This window comes from Arthrobacter sp. SLBN-112 (assembly GCF_030944625.1).
Taxonomy (GTDB): domain Bacteria; phylum Actinomycetota; class Actinomycetes; order Actinomycetales; family Micrococcaceae; genus Arthrobacter.
On record NZ_JAUSXY010000001.1, the window covers coordinates 2,300,852 to 2,318,671 of the forward strand.

13 protein-coding genes and 1 pseudogene are annotated in these 17,820 nt (G+C 67.2%); 9 read left to right on the forward strand and 5 right to left on the reverse strand.

What is annotated here, in order from left to right:
* The first annotated feature begins 6 nt into the window (after positions 1-6).
* The 4 genes and pseudogenes from QF050_RS10880 to hemL all read left to right on the forward strand — a co-directional run bounded on the left by QF050_RS10880 (position 7) and on the right by hemL (position 4,368).
* Positions 7-903: a uroporphyrinogen-III synthase gene (locus QF050_RS10880; protein WP_308930441.1), complete on the forward strand. Its 897-nt coding sequence runs from the start codon at positions 7-9 to the stop codon at positions 901-903.
* Between the two features lie 57 nt (positions 904-960).
* On the forward strand, positions 961-1,944 hold the full coding sequence (hemB, locus tag QF050_RS10885; RefSeq protein ID WP_308930442.1) for a porphobilinogen synthase: 984 nt from the start codon (positions 961-963) through the stop codon (positions 1,942-1,944).
* On the forward strand, positions 1,941-3,017 hold the full coding sequence (locus QF050_RS10890; RefSeq protein ID WP_308930443.1) for an LLM class flavin-dependent oxidoreductase: 1,077 nt from the start codon (positions 1,941-1,943) through the stop codon (positions 3,015-3,017). Before hemB ends, QF050_RS10890 begins: the two co-directional genes overlap by 4 nt.
* A 17-nt stretch (positions 3,018-3,034) precedes the next feature.
* Positions 3,035-4,368 (forward strand): annotated as a pseudogene (gene hemL / locus QF050_RS10895) (glutamate-1-semialdehyde 2,1-aminomutase).
* A gap of 113 nt (positions 4,369-4,481) precedes the next feature.
* Here hemL and QF050_RS10900 read toward each other — a convergent pair.
* From QF050_RS10900 to QF050_RS10910, 3 genes are read right to left on the reverse strand one after another with little or no spacing between them, the layout of a single operon-like run.
* Positions 4,482-5,219 (reverse strand): amino acid ABC transporter ATP-binding protein, encoded by a 738-nt coding sequence (locus QF050_RS10900; RefSeq protein ID WP_308930444.1) that lies wholly within the window; start codon positions 5,217-5,219, stop codon positions 4,482-4,484.
* Positions 5,216-5,980: an amino acid ABC transporter permease gene (locus QF050_RS10905; RefSeq protein WP_308930445.1), complete on the reverse strand. Its 765-nt coding sequence runs from the start codon at positions 5,978-5,980 to the stop codon at positions 5,216-5,218. Before QF050_RS10905 ends, QF050_RS10900 begins: the two co-directional genes overlap by 4 nt.
* Before the next feature lie 12 nt (positions 5,981-5,992).
* Complete coding sequence (locus QF050_RS10910; protein WP_308930446.1) at positions 5,993-6,943, reverse strand: ABC transporter substrate-binding protein; 951 nt, start codon at positions 6,941-6,943, stop codon at positions 5,993-5,995.
* On the opposite strand from QF050_RS10910, the gene QF050_RS10915 reads away from it, so the two are divergent.
* Positions 6,915-7,130 carry a hypothetical protein gene (locus QF050_RS10915; protein ID WP_308932230.1) on the forward strand — a complete coding sequence of 72 codons (216 nt, stop codon included), beginning with the start codon at positions 6,915-6,917 and terminating at the stop codon, positions 7,128-7,130. The genes QF050_RS10910 and QF050_RS10915 overlap by 29 nt on opposite strands.
* 141 nt (positions 7,131-7,271) lie before the next feature.
* Here QF050_RS10915 and QF050_RS10920 read toward each other — a convergent pair whose 3' ends face one another.
* Entirely contained in the window at positions 7,272-7,982 is a 711-nt protein-coding gene (locus tag QF050_RS10920) for a 3'-5' exonuclease (protein ID WP_308930447.1), read from the reverse strand.
* 63 nt (positions 7,983-8,045) lie between these two features.
* On the opposite strand from QF050_RS10920, the gene QF050_RS10925 reads away from it, so the two are divergent.
* The 3 genes from QF050_RS10925 to QF050_RS10935 are packed head-to-tail and all read left to right on the forward strand — an operon-like array spanning position 8,046 to position 15,297.
* Positions 8,046-8,462: an MGMT family protein gene (locus tag QF050_RS10925; protein WP_308930448.1), complete on the forward strand. Its 417-nt coding sequence runs from the start codon at positions 8,046-8,048 to the stop codon at positions 8,460-8,462.
* Positions 8,463-8,488: 26 nt separating this feature from the next.
* Positions 8,489-11,788 (forward strand): ATP-dependent DNA helicase, encoded by a 3,300-nt coding sequence (locus tag QF050_RS10930; protein WP_308930449.1) that lies wholly within the window; start codon positions 8,489-8,491, stop codon positions 11,786-11,788.
* Positions 11,785-15,297, forward strand: a complete 3,513-nt coding sequence (locus QF050_RS10935) for a UvrD-helicase domain-containing protein (RefSeq protein WP_308930450.1) — start codon at positions 11,785-11,787, stop codon at positions 15,295-15,297. Before QF050_RS10930 ends, QF050_RS10935 begins: the two co-directional genes overlap by 4 nt.
* A 67-nt stretch (positions 15,298-15,364) precedes the next feature.
* Here QF050_RS10935 and QF050_RS10940 read toward each other — a convergent pair whose 3' ends face one another.
* Positions 15,365-16,600, reverse strand: coding sequence for a macrolide 2'-phosphotransferase (locus tag QF050_RS10940; RefSeq protein WP_308930451.1), 1,236 nt, complete (start codon positions 16,598-16,600; stop codon positions 15,365-15,367).
* A gap of 143 nt (positions 16,601-16,743) precedes the next feature.
* On the opposite strand from QF050_RS10940, the gene nudC reads away from it, so the two are divergent.
* The gene (gene nudC, locus QF050_RS10945) at positions 16,744-17,766 is read left to right on the forward strand and encodes an NAD(+) diphosphatase (protein WP_308930452.1); all 1,023 of its coding nucleotides are present in this window, start codon (positions 16,744-16,746) and stop codon (positions 17,764-17,766) included.
* Positions 17,767-17,820: the final 54 nt, after the last annotated feature.

Genomic DNA, 17,820 nt, shown 5'->3' on the forward strand with positions numbered 1-17,820 from the left:
CTGGCGATGACGCAGCCTTCGCCCAGCTCCGGACCGGACAAGCCGCAGAGCGGTCAACAGTCCGGCGGCAAGCCGCTGGCCGGTGCCAGGGTCCTGGTCACCCGGAGCCCGGAGCGGTCCGCCGCCCTGGTGGACGCCCTCGAACGGGCCGGCGCCACAACGGTGCTGCTGCCGCTGATCGACTTCGAACGGGCACCGGACCAGCACGCGCTGGACGTCGCCTGCGATGCCCTGGCGGCCGGCGCCTTTGACTGGCTCGTGGTCAGCAGTGCCACCACCGTGCACGTCCTGCTGGAAAAAGCCGCAGAACGGGGTCTCGGCCTGGACCGGCTGATCCCCGCCGGGACGGGCATCGCAGCCATCGGACCGGCGACGCGCAGACTCCTGGAGTCCAGGGGCCTGACGGTGGCCCTGGCCCCGGACGGCGAGCAGTCCGCGGCCGGCTTGCTCGACGCATGGCCGGGAGGCGGCAGGATCCTGTTGCCGCAGGCCGACATCGCCGCTGCCAACCTTGCAGAGGGACTGCGGGCGTCAGGGGGCGAGGTCACAACGGTCACTGCCTACCGCACCGTGGATTATCCGGCGGCAGCGGAGCGCAGGCTCGCCGTGCAGGCGGAAGACGGCGACGCCGGCCCGCAACCGCCGTCGTATTCCCTCCTGACGCCGGAAGCCGCCGCGGAGGATATCTTCGCTGGGCGCATAGCGGCCGTGATCGCCGCCTCGCCGAGCGCCGTGCGCCGGATCTCCGACCTCGGCCCGCTGGCCGGCTGCAGGCTGGTGGCTATCGGCCGTTCGACGGCGGACCAGGCCAGGGCCCTCGGCCTGGACGTTGCTGCGGTGGCGGAAGAGCCGACGCCGTCAGGGCTGGTTGCCGCCGTCGCGAAGGCCCTCAACCCGCCCTGACGGGCCGCACGCCTCCCGTTCCATAAAGCTTCAAGAACTACGCGAAGGACAGGACCCATGACTTTCCCCAACCAACGCCCCCGCCGCCTGCGCACCACCCCCGCCATGCGCCGCTTGACCGCCGAAACCCGCCTGGCGCCGGCCGAACTCATCCTCCCGGCCTTCATCCGGGAAGGCCTCACCGAACCAAACCCCATTACGTCCATGCCGGGCGTGGTCCAGCACACCACCGACACCCTGAAGCGGGCCGCCGCGGAAGCCGTGGAACTCGGCCTGGGCGGCATCATGCTCTTCGGCATCCCCGAAACCCGCGACGCCGAAGGCTCGGCATCACTTGACCCGGACGGCGTGCTGAACAAAGCCATCAGGGACGTCCGCGCCGAAGTGGGCGACGACCTGGTGATCATGAGCGACGTCTGCCTGGACGAGTTCACCGACCACGGCCACTGTGGAGTGCTCGACGCCGACGGGTACGTGGACAACGACCGCACCGTGGAAATCTACGCCCGGATGGCTGTGGCGCAGGCCGACGCCGGCGCCCACATGCTGGGCCCCTCCGGCATGATGGACGGCCAGATCGCCGCCATCCGCGCAGCCCTGGACGAGGCGGGCCACCTGAACACCTCGGTGATCGCCTACGCCGCCAAGTACGCATCCGCGTTCTACGGACCGTTCCGGGAAGCCGTGGACTCGCAGCTCAAGGGAGACCGGCGGACCTACCAGATGGATGCCGGCAACCGCACCGAAGCCATCCGCGAAGTGGAACTGGACCTGGCCGAGGGCGCGGACATCATCATGGTCAAACCCGCCATGAGCTACCTGGACATCGTGGCCGACGTTGCCGCGATGAGCCCCGTGCCCGTGTCCGCCTACCAGATTTCCGGCGAATACGCGATGATCGAGGCCGCCGCCGCCAACGGCTGGATCGACCGCCGCGCAGCCATCACGGAGTCCGTGCTCGGCATCCGCCGGGCCGGCGCCCACATGGTCCTGACCTACTGGGCCGCCGAACTGGCCGGCTGGCTCAAGGAATCCCGGTGACGGACGCGCAGGCAGCCGGACCCACCGCGCCGGTGGGGGATGAGCGCATCCTCCTCGGCCTGAACACCTTCGGCGACGTTGGCGAGGCTCCGGACGGCAGCCCGCAGCCGCATGCCCGGGTACTGCGCCAACTCTTGGAACAGGCAGAGCTGGCGGACGCCGTCGGGCTCCACGCCTTTGGCGTGGGGGAGCACCACCGCAAGGACTACGCCGTGTCCGCGCCCGAAGTCTTCCTCGCGGCGGCGGCGGCACGCACCACCCGCATCCGGCTGGGCTCCGCCGTAACGGTCCTGAGCTCGGATGACCCCATCCGTGTCTTCCAGCGCTTTTCCACGGTGGACGCCATCTCCAACGGCCGGGCCGAAGTGATGCTCGGGCGCGGCTCGTTCGTTGAGTCTTTCCCGTTGTTCGGCCTCGACCTGGCCGACTATGAGGTCCTCTTCGAAGAGAAACTCGAGCTTTTCGACAAGGTCCGCGCACAGAAACCAGTGCACTGGGAGGGCCGCACCCGTCCGGCCCTCGCCGGCCTGAGCGTCTACCCACCGCTGGAAAACCACCTCCTGCCCACCTGGATCGGCGTGGGCGGCACCCCTGAATCCGTCCTCCGGTGCGCCCAGTACGGTTATCCCATCATCTTCGCCATCATCGGCGGCCAGCCGCGCGGCTTCCGGCCCCTCGCAGACCTCTACCGCGAGGCGATGGCCAAGTACGGCCACCCGATGCAGCAGATGGCCACGCACTCGCCCGGCCATGTGGCCGATACCGATGAGCAGGCCCGGGAAGAGCTGTTCCCGCACTGGTTGAAGCTGCGCAACAAGCTCGGTGCCGAGCGCGGCTGGGGACCGGCCGGCCGGGGCGAGTTCGATGCCCTCTGTTCGGCCGAAGGCGCCCTCTACGTCGGCTCACCGGAAACGGTGGCGCAAAAGATCGTCCGGCTGAAGCGGAACCTGGGCGTGGACCGCTTCGACCTGAAATACAGCAACGGGCCATTGCCGCATTCGGCCATGATGCGCTCGATCGAATTGATGGGTACGGCGGTGGCGCCCCGGGTGGCCGAGCTGCTCGCCGGCTAACTGAGAGAATAGGAAACATGACTTCCAGCAATCCTCGCAACGAGGCACTCTTCGACCGCGCCCGCCAGCTGATGCCCGGCGGCGTCAACTCGCCGGTCCGCGCCTTCGGCTCCGTGGGCGGCACACCGCGGTTCATGGTCTCTGCCAAGGGCCCCTACCTGACCGATGCCGACGGCAAGGAATACGTGGACCTGGTCTGCTCCTGGGGGCCGGCCTTGCTGGGCCACGCCCACCCGGCCGTGCTGGATGCCGTCCACGCCGCCGTCGATCGCGGCCTGTCCTTCGGCGCGTCCACCCCGGACGAGGCAAACCTGGCCGAAATCGTGAAGGAGCGCGTGCCCGCCGTCGAACGCCTGCGGATGGTGTCCACCGGCACCGAAGCCACCATGACGGCGGTCCGGCTGGCCCGCGGCTTCACCGGCCGCAACCTCATCATCAAATTCGCCGGCTGCTACCACGGCCACCTCGATGGGCTTCTGGCCGCTGCTGGCTCCGGCGTGGCAACCCTCGCACTGCCCGGGTCCGCCGGCGTCACGGAAGCGACCGCCGCCGAAACCCTGGTGCTGCCCTACAACGACCTCCAGGCCGTCGAGGAAGCATTCGCCGCGCACGGACAGAACATCGCCGCCGTCATTACCGAGGCGGCGCCGGCCAACATGGGCGTGGTCACACCCCGGGCGAGGGCTTCAACCTGGGCCTGTCGCGGATCACCCGCGAGCACGGCGCGCTCCTCATCGTCGATGAGGTCCTGACCGGCTTCCGCACCGGCTATTCCGGCTACTGGGGCCTCACCGGCGGCGCCCCCGACGCCGAACAGCCCTGGACGCCGGACCTGCTCACCTTCGGCAAGGTCATCGGCGGCGGAATGCCGACGGCGGCCCTGGGCGGCCGTGCCGACGTCATGGACTACCTCGCACCAACCGGCCCGGTGTATCAGGCCGGGACGCTGTCCGGAAACCCGGTGGCGATGGCAGCCGGCGTAGCCACCCTGACCCACGCCACGCGGGATGTCTACTCCTTCATCGACGTCCGCTCGCTGGAACTGTCCTCCGCCGTTTCCACCGCCCTGGATGCCGCCGGGGTGGACCACTCCATCCAGTTCGCGGGGAATCTGTTCTCGGTGGCGTTCGGAACATCCGCCCACGGCGTGCACAACTATGCCGACGCCCAGGCGCAGGAGGCGTTCCGCTACGCGCCGTTCTTCCACTCCATGCTGGAATCCGGGGTCTACCTGCCGCCGTCGGTGTTCGAGGCCTGGTTCCTCTCGGCCGCGCACGACGACGACGCCATGAACCGGATCTACGACGCCCTTCCGGCCGCTGCCAAGGCCGCCGCTGCCGCCCAAGGCTGAGACCGCCGTCGTGCCGTAAACGAAAAGTCCCCGCCTCCCGGACAAATCCCCCCTGCGTGCAAGGGGGAAAAGTCCAGGAGGCGGGGATTTTCGGTCGGTGCCTGCCTATCGGCCTAGAGGACGTCGGCGAGGAAGCCCTTAAGCCGGTCTGTCCTGGGCTCGGTAAAGAGCTGCTCGGGCGGCCCGGACTCCACCACCACGCCGGCGTCCATGAACGTCACGGCGTCGGAGACATTCCGGGAGAAACCCATCTCGTGGGTGACAACCACCATGGTCATGCCGCCCTTGGCGAGGTCCGCCATCAGCGCCAGCACGCCTTTGACCAGCTCAGGGTCAAGAGCGGACGTCGCTTCGTCGAAGAACATCACCTCCGGCTTCATGGCCAGCGCGCGGGCGATGGCGACGCGCTGCTGCTGGCCGCCCGAAAGGTTGGCGGGGCGGGCATCAGCCTTGTGCTTCAACCCCACAAGGTCCAACTGTTCCAGGGCTTCGGCCTGCGCTTGCTCCTTGGAGAGCTTGCGCAGTTTCCGCAAGGCGAGGGAGACGTTCTCCGCCACCGTCTTATGCGGGAACAGGTTGAACTGCTGGAAGACCATGCCGATCCGGCGCCGGAGTTCATCCGGGTTGTCCTTCAGGACCGAACGGCCGTCCAGCAGGATGTCGCCCTGGTCCGGCTCGATCAGCCGGTTCATGACCCGCAACAGGGTGGACTTGCCCGACCCGGAGGGGCCAATGACGGAGGCCGTGGTGCCCTGGGGAACGTGCAGGTCGATGCCCCGCAGCACGTGGTTGCTTCCGAAGGAAAGGTGGATGTTCTTCGCGCTCAGTGTTCCGGACGTGAACTCGCTCATGCCTGGGCTCCCTTCCCGACGACAGCTGCTGCGTCATCCGGTTCTTTCTTTTCCGGCCTGCCGGTGCGGAGGCGCCGGTCGATCCAGTTCACGAAGTGTGTCAATGGAACGGTTAGCACCAGGTAGAACGCTGCAGCCGCCACGTAAGGCGAGAGGTTGCCGCTGGTTGACGCCGCGTCCTTGCCGATCTGGAAGATCTCCCGTTCGCTGGCCAGCAGCCCGAGCATGAAGACCAAGGAGGATTCCTTGATCAGGGCGATGAACTGGTTGACCAGCGCGGGAAGCACCCGCCGGACGCCCTGGGGCACGACCACCAGGCGCATGGCCGGACCGTAGCCGAACCCCAGGGCCCGGGTAGCTTCGAGCTGGCCCTTGTCCACGCTCTGGATGCCTGAGCGGAAGATCTCGCCGATGTAGGCGGCGGACATCAGGGACAGCGCGGCGATTGCCATCGGGTACGGGCTGGTGGAGCCCGTCATTTGCCGGACGATCGGCCCGAACCCCAGCCCGATCACCAGGATGGTGAGGATCGGCGGCAACCCGCGGAGCACGTCCGTGTAGATTCGCGCGACCCAGCGGGCCCCGGCGTTCCGGGAAATCCCCATCAGGGCAAGCAGCATGCCAAGCACTGTTCCGATGACGCCGGACGAGACGGCCAAAACGAGCGTATTCGGAAGCCCGACGGCGAACATTTTGGGCAGGACGGCGCCGATGGCATTCCAGTCAAGGAAGGTATCGGAGAGTAGTTTGAGGATGTCCATGGAACGCCCGGGCTACTTCGCGGGAACCTGGACGGCTTTGCTGCCCGGCTTCCAGCCCTGCGGGGTCTGCTCGGCGGCCGTGGGGCGGTCGGTGTACCACTGGGCCGTGAGCTTGGTCCAGGTGCCGTCAGCAATGACGGCGTCGAGGCCTGCGTTGAGGGCGTCAATCAGTGGCTTGTTGTCCTTGTTCACTGCGTATGCGGTGAAGTTCTGGGTGTTGACCACCTTCTCGGCGATCTTGGTGTTGTCGCCGTCCTTGACCTGTCCGGTGGCCTGCTGTGAAGGGGCAACCCAGGCGTCGACCTGGCCGGACTTTACGTTGGCGTAAACGGTGTTGTAATCCGGGAACCGTACCGGCTCGAGGCCCAGGGTGTTCGTGACGTAGTCGTCCTGCACGGTGCCCTGTACCACGCCGATGCGCACGCCGTCCTTGAGGTCGGCGAAGCCGTTGACCTTGGAGCCGTCCTTGGTGACGACAGCCATGTAGCCGAAGTCGTAGCCGTTGGTGAAGCCGACCGTCTCACGGCGCTTGTCCGTGGTGGAAATCGAGGATGATCCGACGTCGAACTGCTTGTTGGCCACCTGGGACAGCAGGGCCGAGAAATCGGTGGAGGCGAACTCAACCTTCAGGCCCAGCTTGTCGCCGATGGCGCGCAGCAGTTCGTTGTCGTAGCCGGTGAACTTGCCGGAAGGATCAATGAAGATGTTGGGCGGGGCATCGGAGAGTGTGCCGACGCGCAGTGTGCCCTCGGTGATGAGGCCGAGCTTGGTCTTGTCGATCTTGTCGATCGGGGTAACGTCCGCAGTGGTGTACTTGTCCAGCGTCTGCTGGTCGCTGCCCTTCAGGGCGTCGGTGGGGGTGCCGCTCGGCTGGGAAGAGCCGCCGCCGCACGCCGCGAGGGAAACCGCAAGGGCGAGGGCAACAGGAGCGGTTGTGAGCCACTTCATCGCTTTGATTTTCATCAGGTTGTCACTTTCATTGAGTCCTAAGTCGACCGGGCAGGGCTGCGCTGTGGCGTCTGGCACCTGCTCCCGGCGCTGGTCCAGCCGGGCTGGACGGGCGGTGACCGCAAAACTTTATTGTCTCACCAGCGCGAATATCGGCTGTGAGCTGAAGAAAGTGCCGTTCTGGGAGCTGTTGGCCGAATAATGGTCAGTGATTTGACGATGTCTGGGGTGATCCGAAGCGCTTGGGAGTCGCGATATCGAATGATCCGCCAACCTGAGGGGGGACTTTCATTAAGTAACGTGACTGTGACATGCCTCCCAATCCGGCATGCGTAAAGGAACCCTAGAAGCCTCCCGCGGTGGCGTCCTGTGGCGGCAGTACCGGCCAGTCTCCCTCGATCACGGCCGCGGGCTTGGTTTTCCGGAGGTAGTCCTGGAAGTCGGCGGCCTGGGCCGTGGCCCATTCGATCTGCAGCTGGTGCAGGTTGCCCGCCGGCATCTGCAGTTTGGGGAACTTCCCGGCCATCGCATCGAGGACACGCAGGGTGGCGAGAGCATCGGCGGCGGAGGTGTGCGCATTGTCCAGGTTCACGCCGTATTCCTCGCAGAGGGCCGTGAGCGTGCGCTTGCCCTTGCGGTACCTGTCCACCTGCTTGTTCATGATGTACGGGTCCAAGATCGGGAAGCGGTGGAGCTGCGGCACCCCGTAGCGTGCCGATTCGGCTGCGAGGACGGTGAAGTCGTAGCTGGCGTTGAAGGCGATGACCGGGATTTCGGAGTCGAACAGTTCCTGCAGGACGGCGGCGACCTCCCGCGTTACCTCGTGGGCAGGCCTGCCGTCGCGCCGGGCCTGCTCGGTGGTGACGCCGTGGATATCACTGGCCTCCGTGGGAATTTCCACGCCCGGGTCCGCCAGCCACTCGTGCTCCTTGATGACCCCGCCTTCATGGTCCACCACGGTGATTGACGCCGTGACAATCCTGGCCGCACGCGAATTGCGGCCGGTGGTTTCGAGGTCAAATGCTGCGCGGGGGAGGGTATGCCAGGAGCTCATGGTTCAACGCTAAGGGGACCCGCCGACAATTTAGGGGAACGCCACTGCGGCTACATTGGATCAATGCGGAATGAGTACGTCCAGGCGGTCCTTGCCGTCGTCAGGCTGGTCTCTCCGGGATCCGCAGTGTCGTACGGGGACATCGCCGAGCTCCTGGGCTCCGGCGGCCCCCGGCAGGTGGGGGCGGTGATGAGCCACTACGGAAGCAGTGTGCCGTGGTGGCGTGTCCTGAAAGCAAGCGGGCATGCCCCCGAAGGCCATGAAGCCGAGGCCTTGTACCGCTACCTCGAAGAGGGTACGCCGCTCCGGGGAGACCATGCCGCGTACCTGCGGACAGGGGAAGGCAGGTGGCGGGTGGATTTGACCGCAGCACGCTGGGCCCCCACCGACGATGATTTCGACCGTATCGATGCCGCCGCCGCGGAGCTGGAGCGCCGGCTCCACAGTTTGTCGGTGCCTGATGATGGAATGACTTTGTGACAGTAGCAATCCCTTTGAATGGCCCCTTGGCCCCACGGCAAGAGCCGGAGGACGGCCTGGAGGCCGCATTCCGCGGTGCCCCTGCCATTCGGCTGCTTCCGCCGCGCCAGGTGCATGCGGAGGCAATCCAGCTGACGCCGGACCAGCAGGCAGCGGTGGATGTTACCCAGGGCTCCGGGCCCGTGCTCGTACCGGGCGCACCAGGCACAGGAAAGACCACCGTCCTGGTCGAGGCCGCAGTCCAACGGGTCTTCCGTGACGGGGTGGATCCGGAGCGCATGCTGATCCTGGCGCCCACCCGTCTTGCCGCAGACTTCCTGAGGGACCGCTTCACCGCGCGTTTGGACCGGAGCCTCAGCACCACTCCAGCCAGGACATGGGCATCGTATGCATTCGACCTCATCTGGCGGGCCAAGGCCGAGGGCGTCATCCAGCTCTCAAGGCCACCCCGCTTGTTGTCGGGTCCGGAGCAGGACCTGATCATCAAGGAACTCCTGGAAGGACACAGGATCCCCGGGCTGGAACTGCCGTGGCCGGCCGATCTGGATGGTGCACTGGAGACCCGCGGCTTCCGCCATGAGGTGCGGCAGCTCTTTGACCGCGTCATTGAATCCGGCCGCACGGCCGAGGACCTCTCGCAGTTGGCTGACCAGTGCGGCCGTCCGGACTGGAAAGCAGCAGCCGCCCTCTACGCCGAGTACCGGGACGTCCTGGACCTGAGGATGCCCGAAGCTTTCGATCCCGCCGGGATCATCACGGCCGCCCGCCAGATCTTCCAGGACGCGCCCGATTTCCTCGAGGCCGAGCGCGACCGCCTGCAGGTTGTGCTGGTGGACGATATCCAGGAGGCCAATCCGGCCATCTTCGAGCTGCTGGCCGATATCGCGGCCGGCAGCGACTGCTACGTGACCTCCTCCCCGGACACCGTAGTCCAGGGATTCCGCGGCGCCAGGCCGGATCTCGTGGCTGAACTGCCCCGGCTGCTGGCGGCACAGGCGCCTGTCCTTGAACGTCCGCTCCGCTACGCCCACGGTCTTGCCCCGGCGGTGGCCGAGTCATGGCTGAATGTTGCCGGCCGCATTTCCCAGCGGGCCGGCGGCCAGTTGGCGCGGCGCCTCGAGCGGCCCAACCGGTCGGCCCGGGAGGACGCGCCAGGGCTGGCCGAGAACGACGTCGGGCCCGGCCGGGTCGAGGCACACTTGGTCCCCACGCCCGTCCATGAACTGCGTTATGTTGCACAGCGAATCCTGGACCAGCACATCAAACACAACCGCGGCCTCGGGGACATGGCGGTGATCGTTCGCAATGGCGGCCAGGTCAGCGAGCTGCAACGATACTTGTCCGGGCAGGGCATCCCGGTCCGGGTTCCCGTGGCTGAATCGGCGGTCCGGGACGAGGTAGCGGTGCGGCCGCTCCTGGACGCCTTCGCCATTGCCTTGGATCCGGCCCTGCTGACGCCGGAAGCCGCGGTGTCCCTCCTGACGTCCCGCATCGGGGGAGCCACGTCCATCGAGCTGCGGCGGCTCCGGCAATCGCTGCGCCGGGAGGAGCTCCTGGGTGGCGGCGGGCGCGCCAGCGACGTGCTCCTGGTCGAGGCACTGCTCGAGCCGGGCGCGCTGGGTGCCCTGGGCATTGAAGGACGGGCAGCGCGGCGCACGGCCCGGATGATCCAGGCGGGCCGGGAGGCAGCCGCACTTCCCGGCGCCAACGCGGAATCCGTGTTGTGGGCTCTGTGGAATTCCACCGGCCTTGCCTCAGCATGGACTGCAATTGCCTTGTCCGGCGGTCCGCACGGGGCCCGGGCCGACCGCGACCTTGATGCGATGATGGCCCTCTTCCATACCGCCGAACGCTACGTGGACCAGATGCCCGGTGCGGGTCCTGAGCAGTTCCTGGAATACCTCCTGAACCAGGAGCTCCCCATGGACACCCTCGCGGCCCGCGCCCAGCTGGATGACGCTGTTGAACTGATGACGCCGGCCAGCGCCGCAGGCCGCGAATGGCCCGTCGTTATCATCGCCGGCTTGCAGGAGGGGGTGTGGCCCAACACCAGGCTCCGCGGCGAACTGCTCGGCAGCACCCTGTACGCCGACGCCGTAGAGCATGGGCCGGAGTATGCGCTCCAGCGCGACCCGTTGAGCCGGTTGCGGGATATCCGCTACGACGAACTGCGCAGCTTCTCCACGGCGGTATCCCGGGCACGCGAACTCCTGGTGTGCACCGCCGTCTCATCGGAAGACGACCAACCATCATCCTTCCTGGACTTCGTCGCACCCCTGGAACCCGGACAGGAGGGTCGCGTTTTCACCCAGGTTGAACGGCCGATGACCCTGCGCGCCCTGGTCGCCGAACTTCGCCAACATGCCCAATCCGATGCGGCCGATCCCGCCCACAGGGAAGAGGCTGCCAAGGTGCTGGCACATCTTGCCGCGGCGGAGCCGGCGGTCGCCGGTGCCCACCCGGACAGCTGGTGGGGGCTGGCCCCGCTCACTTCCTCCGAAGCGGTGGTTCCGCCGGGGGCAACCGTGTTTGTGTCCCCGTCCAAGGTGGAGACCGTGCAGAAGTCGCCCTTGGACTGGTTCGTCCAGGCGGCAGGCGGGGAGGCAGCCACCGACTTCGCCCGCAGCCTTGGCACCCTCGTGCACGCCATTGCCCAGGACATGCCGGACGCGTCCGGCTCGGAGTACCTGGCAGAGCTGGTGCGGCGCTGGCCGGCGCTCGGGATGAAGGACAACTGGGAAGGCAGGCTGGATTTCCAGCGTGCCGAGTCCATGGTGCGGAAGTTGGCTCAATACGTGTTGACCATGAGGGCTGAAGGCCGCAGCCTGCTGGGCGTGGAAAAGGACTTTGACGTTGCGCTCGGGGAAGTGGTGGTGGACGCCGCCGCGCCGCGTGATGCGGTACTCCGCGGGCAGGTGGACCGGCTGGAGGTCGACGACGGGGGACGCCTGGTGGTGGTGGACCTCAAGACCGGAAAACGGCAGCCCGGCAAGGGCGAGCTCTCGCGCCATCCCCAGCTCGGGGCGTACCAAGCGGCGGTGGTCGCCGGCGGGTTCGAGGCCGGCTCGAACGGCAGCGGCCTGTCCGGAGGTGCCGTGCTGGCGCAGCTCGGGACAGCGGCCAAGAACCCGTCCATCCAGCAGCAGGAAGCTCTGGACCCGCAGGAGAATTGGGCGTTGGACATGGTCAAGAATGCGGCCGCCGTGATGGGCGGCAGCGAATTCGTCGCGCGGCATGATCCGGCCAAGGGCAGCCACGGCGGCCATGGCTGCCGGCTTCCGGAGGTCTGCCCGCTGTGTGCGCGTGGACGGCAGGTGACCGAATGAGCCACCCGATGGAGGTCCTGCCTGCGGGGGAGGCCACCGCCACGCCCCGCTTCAGTCCGGAAGAACTGTCCGTTCTGCTCGGCGAAAAGAACATCCCGACGCCGGAGCAGTCCGCCATCATCTCTTCGCCCCTTGCGCCCCGGCTGGTGATCGCGGGGGCGGGCTCGGGGAAGACCGCCACCATGGCCGACAGGGTGGTGTGGCTCGTGGCCAACGGATGGGTCACTCCCGAGGAAGTCCTGGGGGTGACCTTCACCCGGAAGGCCGCCGGCGAACTCGCCACCCGGATCCGGTCCAAGCTCCTGGCCCTGCAGCGACTTGCTGCGAAGGACACCGGCGCCGGGATGTTTCCGGAGGGCCTGCGGAGCAGCGACGCACTGGAACCCAAGGTGTCCACGTACCATTCCTTCGCCAGCGGTATCGTCTCCGACTACGGTCTCCGGCTGGGCGTGGAACGCGATGTGGTGCTGCTGGGTGGAGCGCAGGCATGGCAACTTGCCAGCGAGGTGGTTGAGGCCTACGACGGCGAATACGCCCACTTCCGTGCTGCGAAATCCACCCTGGTGAAGGCCGTCATCCAGTTGGCGGGGGAGTGTGCCGAACACCTCCAGGAGCCCGAGGATGTCGAAGCCTGGTTGATGGCGCGCCTCTCGGAGTTTGAGTCCCTGCCGTACCTGGCGGACAAGAAGAAGAACCCGCCGCAGGCAGTCTCGGAGCTTGCCGGAATGCTGCGCACCAGGGCAAGCGTCGCTGACATGGTGGGCCGCTACTCTGCGGCGAAACGTGCCCGCGGCGCCCTCGATTTCGGGGACCTCGTGGCCCTCGCAGCGAAGGTTGCACAGGAGGTTCCGCTGGCGGCCACGATGGAGAGGCAGCGGTACAAGGTAGTCCTGCTCGACGAGTTCCAGGACACGTCGTACGCGCAACTGGTACTTTTCTCCCGCCTGTTCGGCGGCGGCCATGCGGTCACGGCAGTCGGCGACCCCAACCAGTCGATTTATGGGTTCCGCGGTGCTTCCGCCGGCCAGTTGTTTCACTTCGTCCGCGAATTTCCCGTCCGCACCGGTGAAGCGGAAGGCGATTCGGGCTGGGCGCCCGCCCCAACGTCCTACTTGACCACAGCCTGGCGTAACGGCCGCTCCATCCTCGCAGCCGCAAATGTGATGTCCCAGTCTCTTGGCCGGTCGGCGGCCAAGCGCGGCCCGGCAGGAGGCAAGGCGGCCGCTGCCGAAGTGCCTCCGCTGCAGCCCAGTCCATACGCCGTCGACGGAACCGTGGTACCGGGACGTTTCGCCAGCGACGTCGAGGAGGCCGCCGCGCTCGCCGGGGACGTCCTGAGGTACAAGGTGACGGACTTCGAATCCAAAACCGATGGATCGGCCGTTCCCCCAGCCCTGGCCGTACTGTGCCGCCGGCGGGCCCAGATGGAGACCGTCCGCAGGCAGTTCGAAGCCCGCGGCATCGCCTACGAAATCGTGGGCCTGGGCGGACTCCTGGACACCCCCGAGATCGTCGACCTCGTTGCCACCCTCCGTGTCCTTGCAGACCCTGGCCGTTCCGATGCCCTCATGCGGCTCCTGGCCGGTGCACGGTGGCGCATAGGTCCCGCGGACTTGATGGCCCTGCGGGACTGGTCCAGCCAGTTGGCGCGAAACCGCGGCAAAGCCCCGGCCGGGTCCGACGCCGACGTCCCCGACGCCGGTGACGACGCCGTGGACGGGCCGGTCCTGGAAGGCGACCTGACCGACGGTGCCAGCCTGGTGGAGGCCCTGGACTTCCTGCCGCGCGACGGTTGGACGTCGTCGAACGGCCGTACCCTTGGGGCGGCGGCCCGTTCCCGGCTTGCCCGGTTGTCAGCGGAACTGCGGCAATTGCGCGGCTACCTGGGAGATGACCTCACCACGCTCCTGGGTGAAGTGGAGCGGGCGATGCTCCTGGATATCGAGGTGGCGGCACGGCCGGGGATCAGCATCCACCAGGCGCGGCGCAACCTCGACGCCTTCCAGGATGCGGCCGCCGGATTCCTCCGAACCTCCCAAAGGGTGGATATCCTCGCCTTCCTATCATGGCTGGAGGCTGCCTCGGCTGAGGAAAACGGCCTGGAAGCGCCTGCCAGCGACGTGAACCGGGAAGCAGTCCAGTTGTTGACCGTCCATGCGTCCAAGGGCCTGGAATGGGATGTAGTCTTCGTTCCCGGGCTGAACGCGGGAGCCTTCCCGAGCGACAGGGACTCCCGCTGGAGCAGCGGTGCGGCAGCGCTTCCCTGGCCCTTGCGCGGAGACCGGGCCGACCTTCCCCAGTGGGACGTGGAACAACCGGACCAGAAGGGCTGGCTGGACGCCGAGAAGGATTTCAAGGCCGCGGTGCAGGCCCATGGTGAAGAGGAAGAACGGCGGCTCGCCTACGTGGCCTACACCAGGGCCAAGCATGTGTTGTGGGTATCCAGCGCCGCCTGGGTGGGTTCACGCGCCGGACGGGCAGAGATGTCCCCATTCCTGGCGGAGCTTGAAACGCTGACCCAAGCGGCCGACGACGAGCCTCAGGCTGCTGCCCTGGTCCATCCGTTGTCGCTGGAAGAGGCTGCCCTTCCGGACGAGAGTCCGTTGACCCTTGAGACGGAAGAGGCAATGTGGCCCTATGACCCGCTGGAAGGTCCAACGGATGCGCGGACCGGTGAGCGGCTCCGCATGTCGCGTGGGCGCAGGGCGGCCATGGAAGCTGCGGCGGGGCGGGTGGTTGACCTGCTAAAGACCGGTGTGGTCCTGCCCGATGGGTCCGGGAAGCCCGGTGGAACAGGCATTTCCCGGAACGGCGAGGGGACTCCGCTCACGGGAGCGGCGGCCGGCTGGGCGAGGGAAGCTGCGCTGTTGCTGGAACGCCGGGCAAGAAGGTCAGGTGGCCAGGAGGTGCACCTGCCCACCCATATCTCCGCCTCCACCCTCGTGGACCTCGGGGAGGACCCTGAGGCGGTGGTGGGGCGGCTGCGCAGGCCGGTGCCGCGCGAACCGGGCATGTCGGCGCGGAAGGGCACAGCTTTCCACGCCTGGGTGGAGGAATACTTCGGAACTGCCGGGATGCTTGACCTCGGCGAGGCGCCGGGTTCGGATGACCACATTGACGCTGCCTACGACCTCGACGACATGGTGGCCACGTTCAAGGCCTCCCCGTGGGCCGACAGGTCCCCGGCGTTCGTGGAGGTTCCGGTTGAAACGAGGGTTGGTGAAGTTGTTGTCCGGGGACGGGTCGACGCCGTCTTCCAGGACGCCGACGGCCGCTGGGACCTGGTGGACTGGAAGACAGGCCGGCGCCCCTCGGCCGGGCAGCTGAAGACCCGTTCAATCCAGCTGGCCGTGTACCGGCTTGCATGGGCGCGCCTGAAGGGCGTTCCGCTGGAGGACGTGCGGGCTGCGTTCTTTTATGTGGCAGACAACGCCGTGGTCCGGCCGCACGACCTTGGGACGGCCGCCGAGTTGGAAGGAATCGTAGCGCGCGCGCTCGCACGGGCGTGAGGCCGCGGCTTCACCGCGGCCTCACGGACGGGCGGCTCTGTGCCGATCAGCCCGCTTGATTGTGCCGTCAGCCCTGCTTGATGTTGATGACCGAGATGGCGGCGGTGGAGGTGTCATCCGGGCCTTTGGCCGTCGGGGCCGTATCCTCGGCGTCAGGTGCCTCGTCAGCCGGCGGGTCCACCGGGATGGGAGTCACGTGCACCGCGGGCTGTGCGGGCTCTGCCGGTTCCACCGGGACAGGGACCACCGTGACGGCGGGGGAGGACCCAGAGCGTGCAGGCCCGGGGGCGGCTGCCGGCGCGGAGTCTTCCGCCGGCACCTGTGCAGCCGCTTCGGAGTTGTCCGGGCTTGAAGCGTCCGGAAGCGGTTCGACGCTGATGGGCTGGCCACCGAACTCGGCGATGTCACTGGCCAGGCTCTCCAGCATGCCTTCAGCCTCGCGGACCATGGCCTCATCACCGGCGGCGAGTCCCTTGACCAGGTACTGGGCAAGTGCGAACTCCGCTGAGAGGGCGGCCCGGCGCAGGAGGTGCTGGTCCGGGGTATCACGGCGGCCGGCGGTATAGGCCTTCAGCACTGCATCAATGAAGTCCTGTTCGTTGGAGGCCACCAACCAGGCGAAGTCGTCCGCGGGGTCACCGATCCGCAGGTCCGTCCAGCCGGTTACTGCCGTGACCCGCCCGGACTCGATGAGCAGGTTGTCCTCGTGCAGGTCGCCGTGGACGACGCAGGGGTTGAAGCGCCACAGGGACACGTCCTCCATGGCATGTTCCCAGCGGCGCAGCAATGCGGCCGGAATCTTTCCTGTGGTGGCAGCCTGGTCCAGCTCGTTCAGCCTCCGTTGGCGGAACTCGTTGGGCGTGTAGCTGGGGAGATCGGCGTTGCTCACCAGGGATCGGGGCAGGTCGTGAATGGCAGCCAGGGCGGTGCCGATCTCGCGGGCGACACTGCCTGGACCCGTGGTCAATTCCTCGACGCTGCGCGTGGTGCCCGACAGGTGCGAGTACACGAAGGTGCTCAGGGTTCCCAGCCGTACGCTGCCGGCCACCGTGGGCATGAGGAAAGGCAGCTCGGCCCGCACGGCCGGAGCGAAGGCCCGGAGCACCAGGAACTCCGTTTCCAGCCGGGCGCTGGCCTCGGCGTGCCGCGGCGACCTGACCCGCCAGCGCTTGCCTTCTGAATCCAGGAGCAGCGCCGAGTCGAAGTCCGCGGGATCATCCGGTGCAGAGCTAACGGCCGTCGGCGTCAGTCCGGGGACTGCCGCGGTTGCAATGGCCGCCAGCTCAATCGGTTTTCTTCTCACCGTTCCACGGTAGATTGCCAGTTGTCCCAGACCGAGATCTGCCGGCGGCGAGTCTTGAGATAGCTTGAATTCCGGGGGTGTCGGGCGCAGTTAACCGGCACTGTGAAATGTGAAATGTCCGTGGCAGTCAGTACGGTGGACTCATGAGCCATACGGAGTCTGTCCTGCCCGTTCACCAGGTTGCGCCGGCACGGTTGCCCGCGAACCACCTGGCGGACACCCTGCTCCCGGTGCGGCCTGCCTTGGTGGACCGGGGCTCTGCCGCACGCATCAGGCCCGGCATGATCGATGACCTGCTGACCGGTCCGGATGCCCTGGCCATCGTCCTGTCGGGCCGGCAGGGCCTGGTGCAGGACAGCAGCATGGTCCTCGCCTCCGCGAGGGATCTCCTGGCGGATCTCGACGGGGCCGGATCCTCTCCTGAACTCGTCGTGTACCTCGGATCCGCCCTGCCCGGGTCGGACCTCCCCGAGGGCACTGAACTGTTGCTCTTCGTCCTGCCCCATCCGCCCGAGCCCGGTACTGCCGGCATCCCTGCGGATGCGGCCTGGGCGGGTTTCAGGGACGTTGCGACTGGCCTGACTGCCACCTCCACGGCGTTGTTCGTGGAATCCAGTGCTATCGCCAACTGGCATGCAGGCCACACGCACTGCCCCCGCTGCGGCTCGCCCACGGACGTGGAAGCCGGCGGCTGGGTCCGCCGTTGCCCGGCTGATAATTCGGAACACTATCCGCGGACCGATCCCGCGATCATCGTCACGGTCGTTGGCCCGGATGGGCGGCTGCTGCTGGGCGGTGGGGGTCCCCTGGATGCCAGGAACTACTCCACCCTGGCCGGGTTCGTTGAGCCGGGCGAATCACTGGAGCAGGCCGTAGTGCGCGAGATCCAGGAGGAAGTGGGAGTCCGCGTCACTGCCTGCCAGTATCTCGGCTCCCAGTCGTGGCCGTTCCCTGCCTCCCTTATGCTTGGATTTACGGCCGTCACCGAGGACACCCAGGCAACGCCCGACGGCGTGGAGGTCACCAGGGCGCGCTGGTTCAGCCGCGAGGAACTCCAGGAAGCCGTGCTCAGTGGCGAAATCACTATTTCAAGCAGGCTTTCCATTGCCCGTTCACTGATTGAGCACTGGTACGGCGGCCGGATCCGGGACCTGACCGGAGCCTAAGTTATTCCATCCACCAGACTCCAGCACGCGGTAGTCGAGAAACAAAGCAGCAGA

Coding starts and splice junctions, on each gene's coding strand:
- QF050_RS10935 (WP_308930450.1), top strand. CDS start 11,785: ATGAGCCACCCGATGGAGGTCCTGCCTGCGGGGGAGGCCACCGCCACG.
- nudC (WP_308930452.1), top strand. CDS start 16,744: ATGAGCCATACGGAGTCTGTCCTGCCCGTTCACCAGGTTGCGCCGGCA.
- QF050_RS10880 (WP_308930441.1), top strand. CDS start 7: ATGACGCAGCCTTCGCCCAGCTCCGGACCGGACAAGCCGCAGAGCGGT.
- QF050_RS10900 (WP_308930444.1), bottom strand. CDS start 5,219: ATGAGCGAGTTCACGTCCGGAACACTGAGCGCGAAGAACATCCACCTT.
- hemB (WP_308930442.1), top strand. CDS start 961: ATGACTTTCCCCAACCAACGCCCCCGCCGCCTGCGCACCACCCCCGCC.
- QF050_RS10910 (WP_308930446.1), bottom strand. CDS start 6,943: ATGAAAATCAAAGCGATGAAGTGGCTCACAACCGCTCCTGTTGCCCTC.
- QF050_RS10925 (WP_308930448.1), top strand. CDS start 8,046: ATGCGGAATGAGTACGTCCAGGCGGTCCTTGCCGTCGTCAGGCTGGTC.
- QF050_RS10905 (WP_308930445.1), bottom strand. CDS start 5,980: ATGGACATCCTCAAACTACTCTCCGATACCTTCCTTGACTGGAATGCC.
- QF050_RS10920 (WP_308930447.1), bottom strand. CDS start 7,982: ATGAGCTCCTGGCATACCCTCCCCCGCGCAGCATTTGACCTCGAAACC.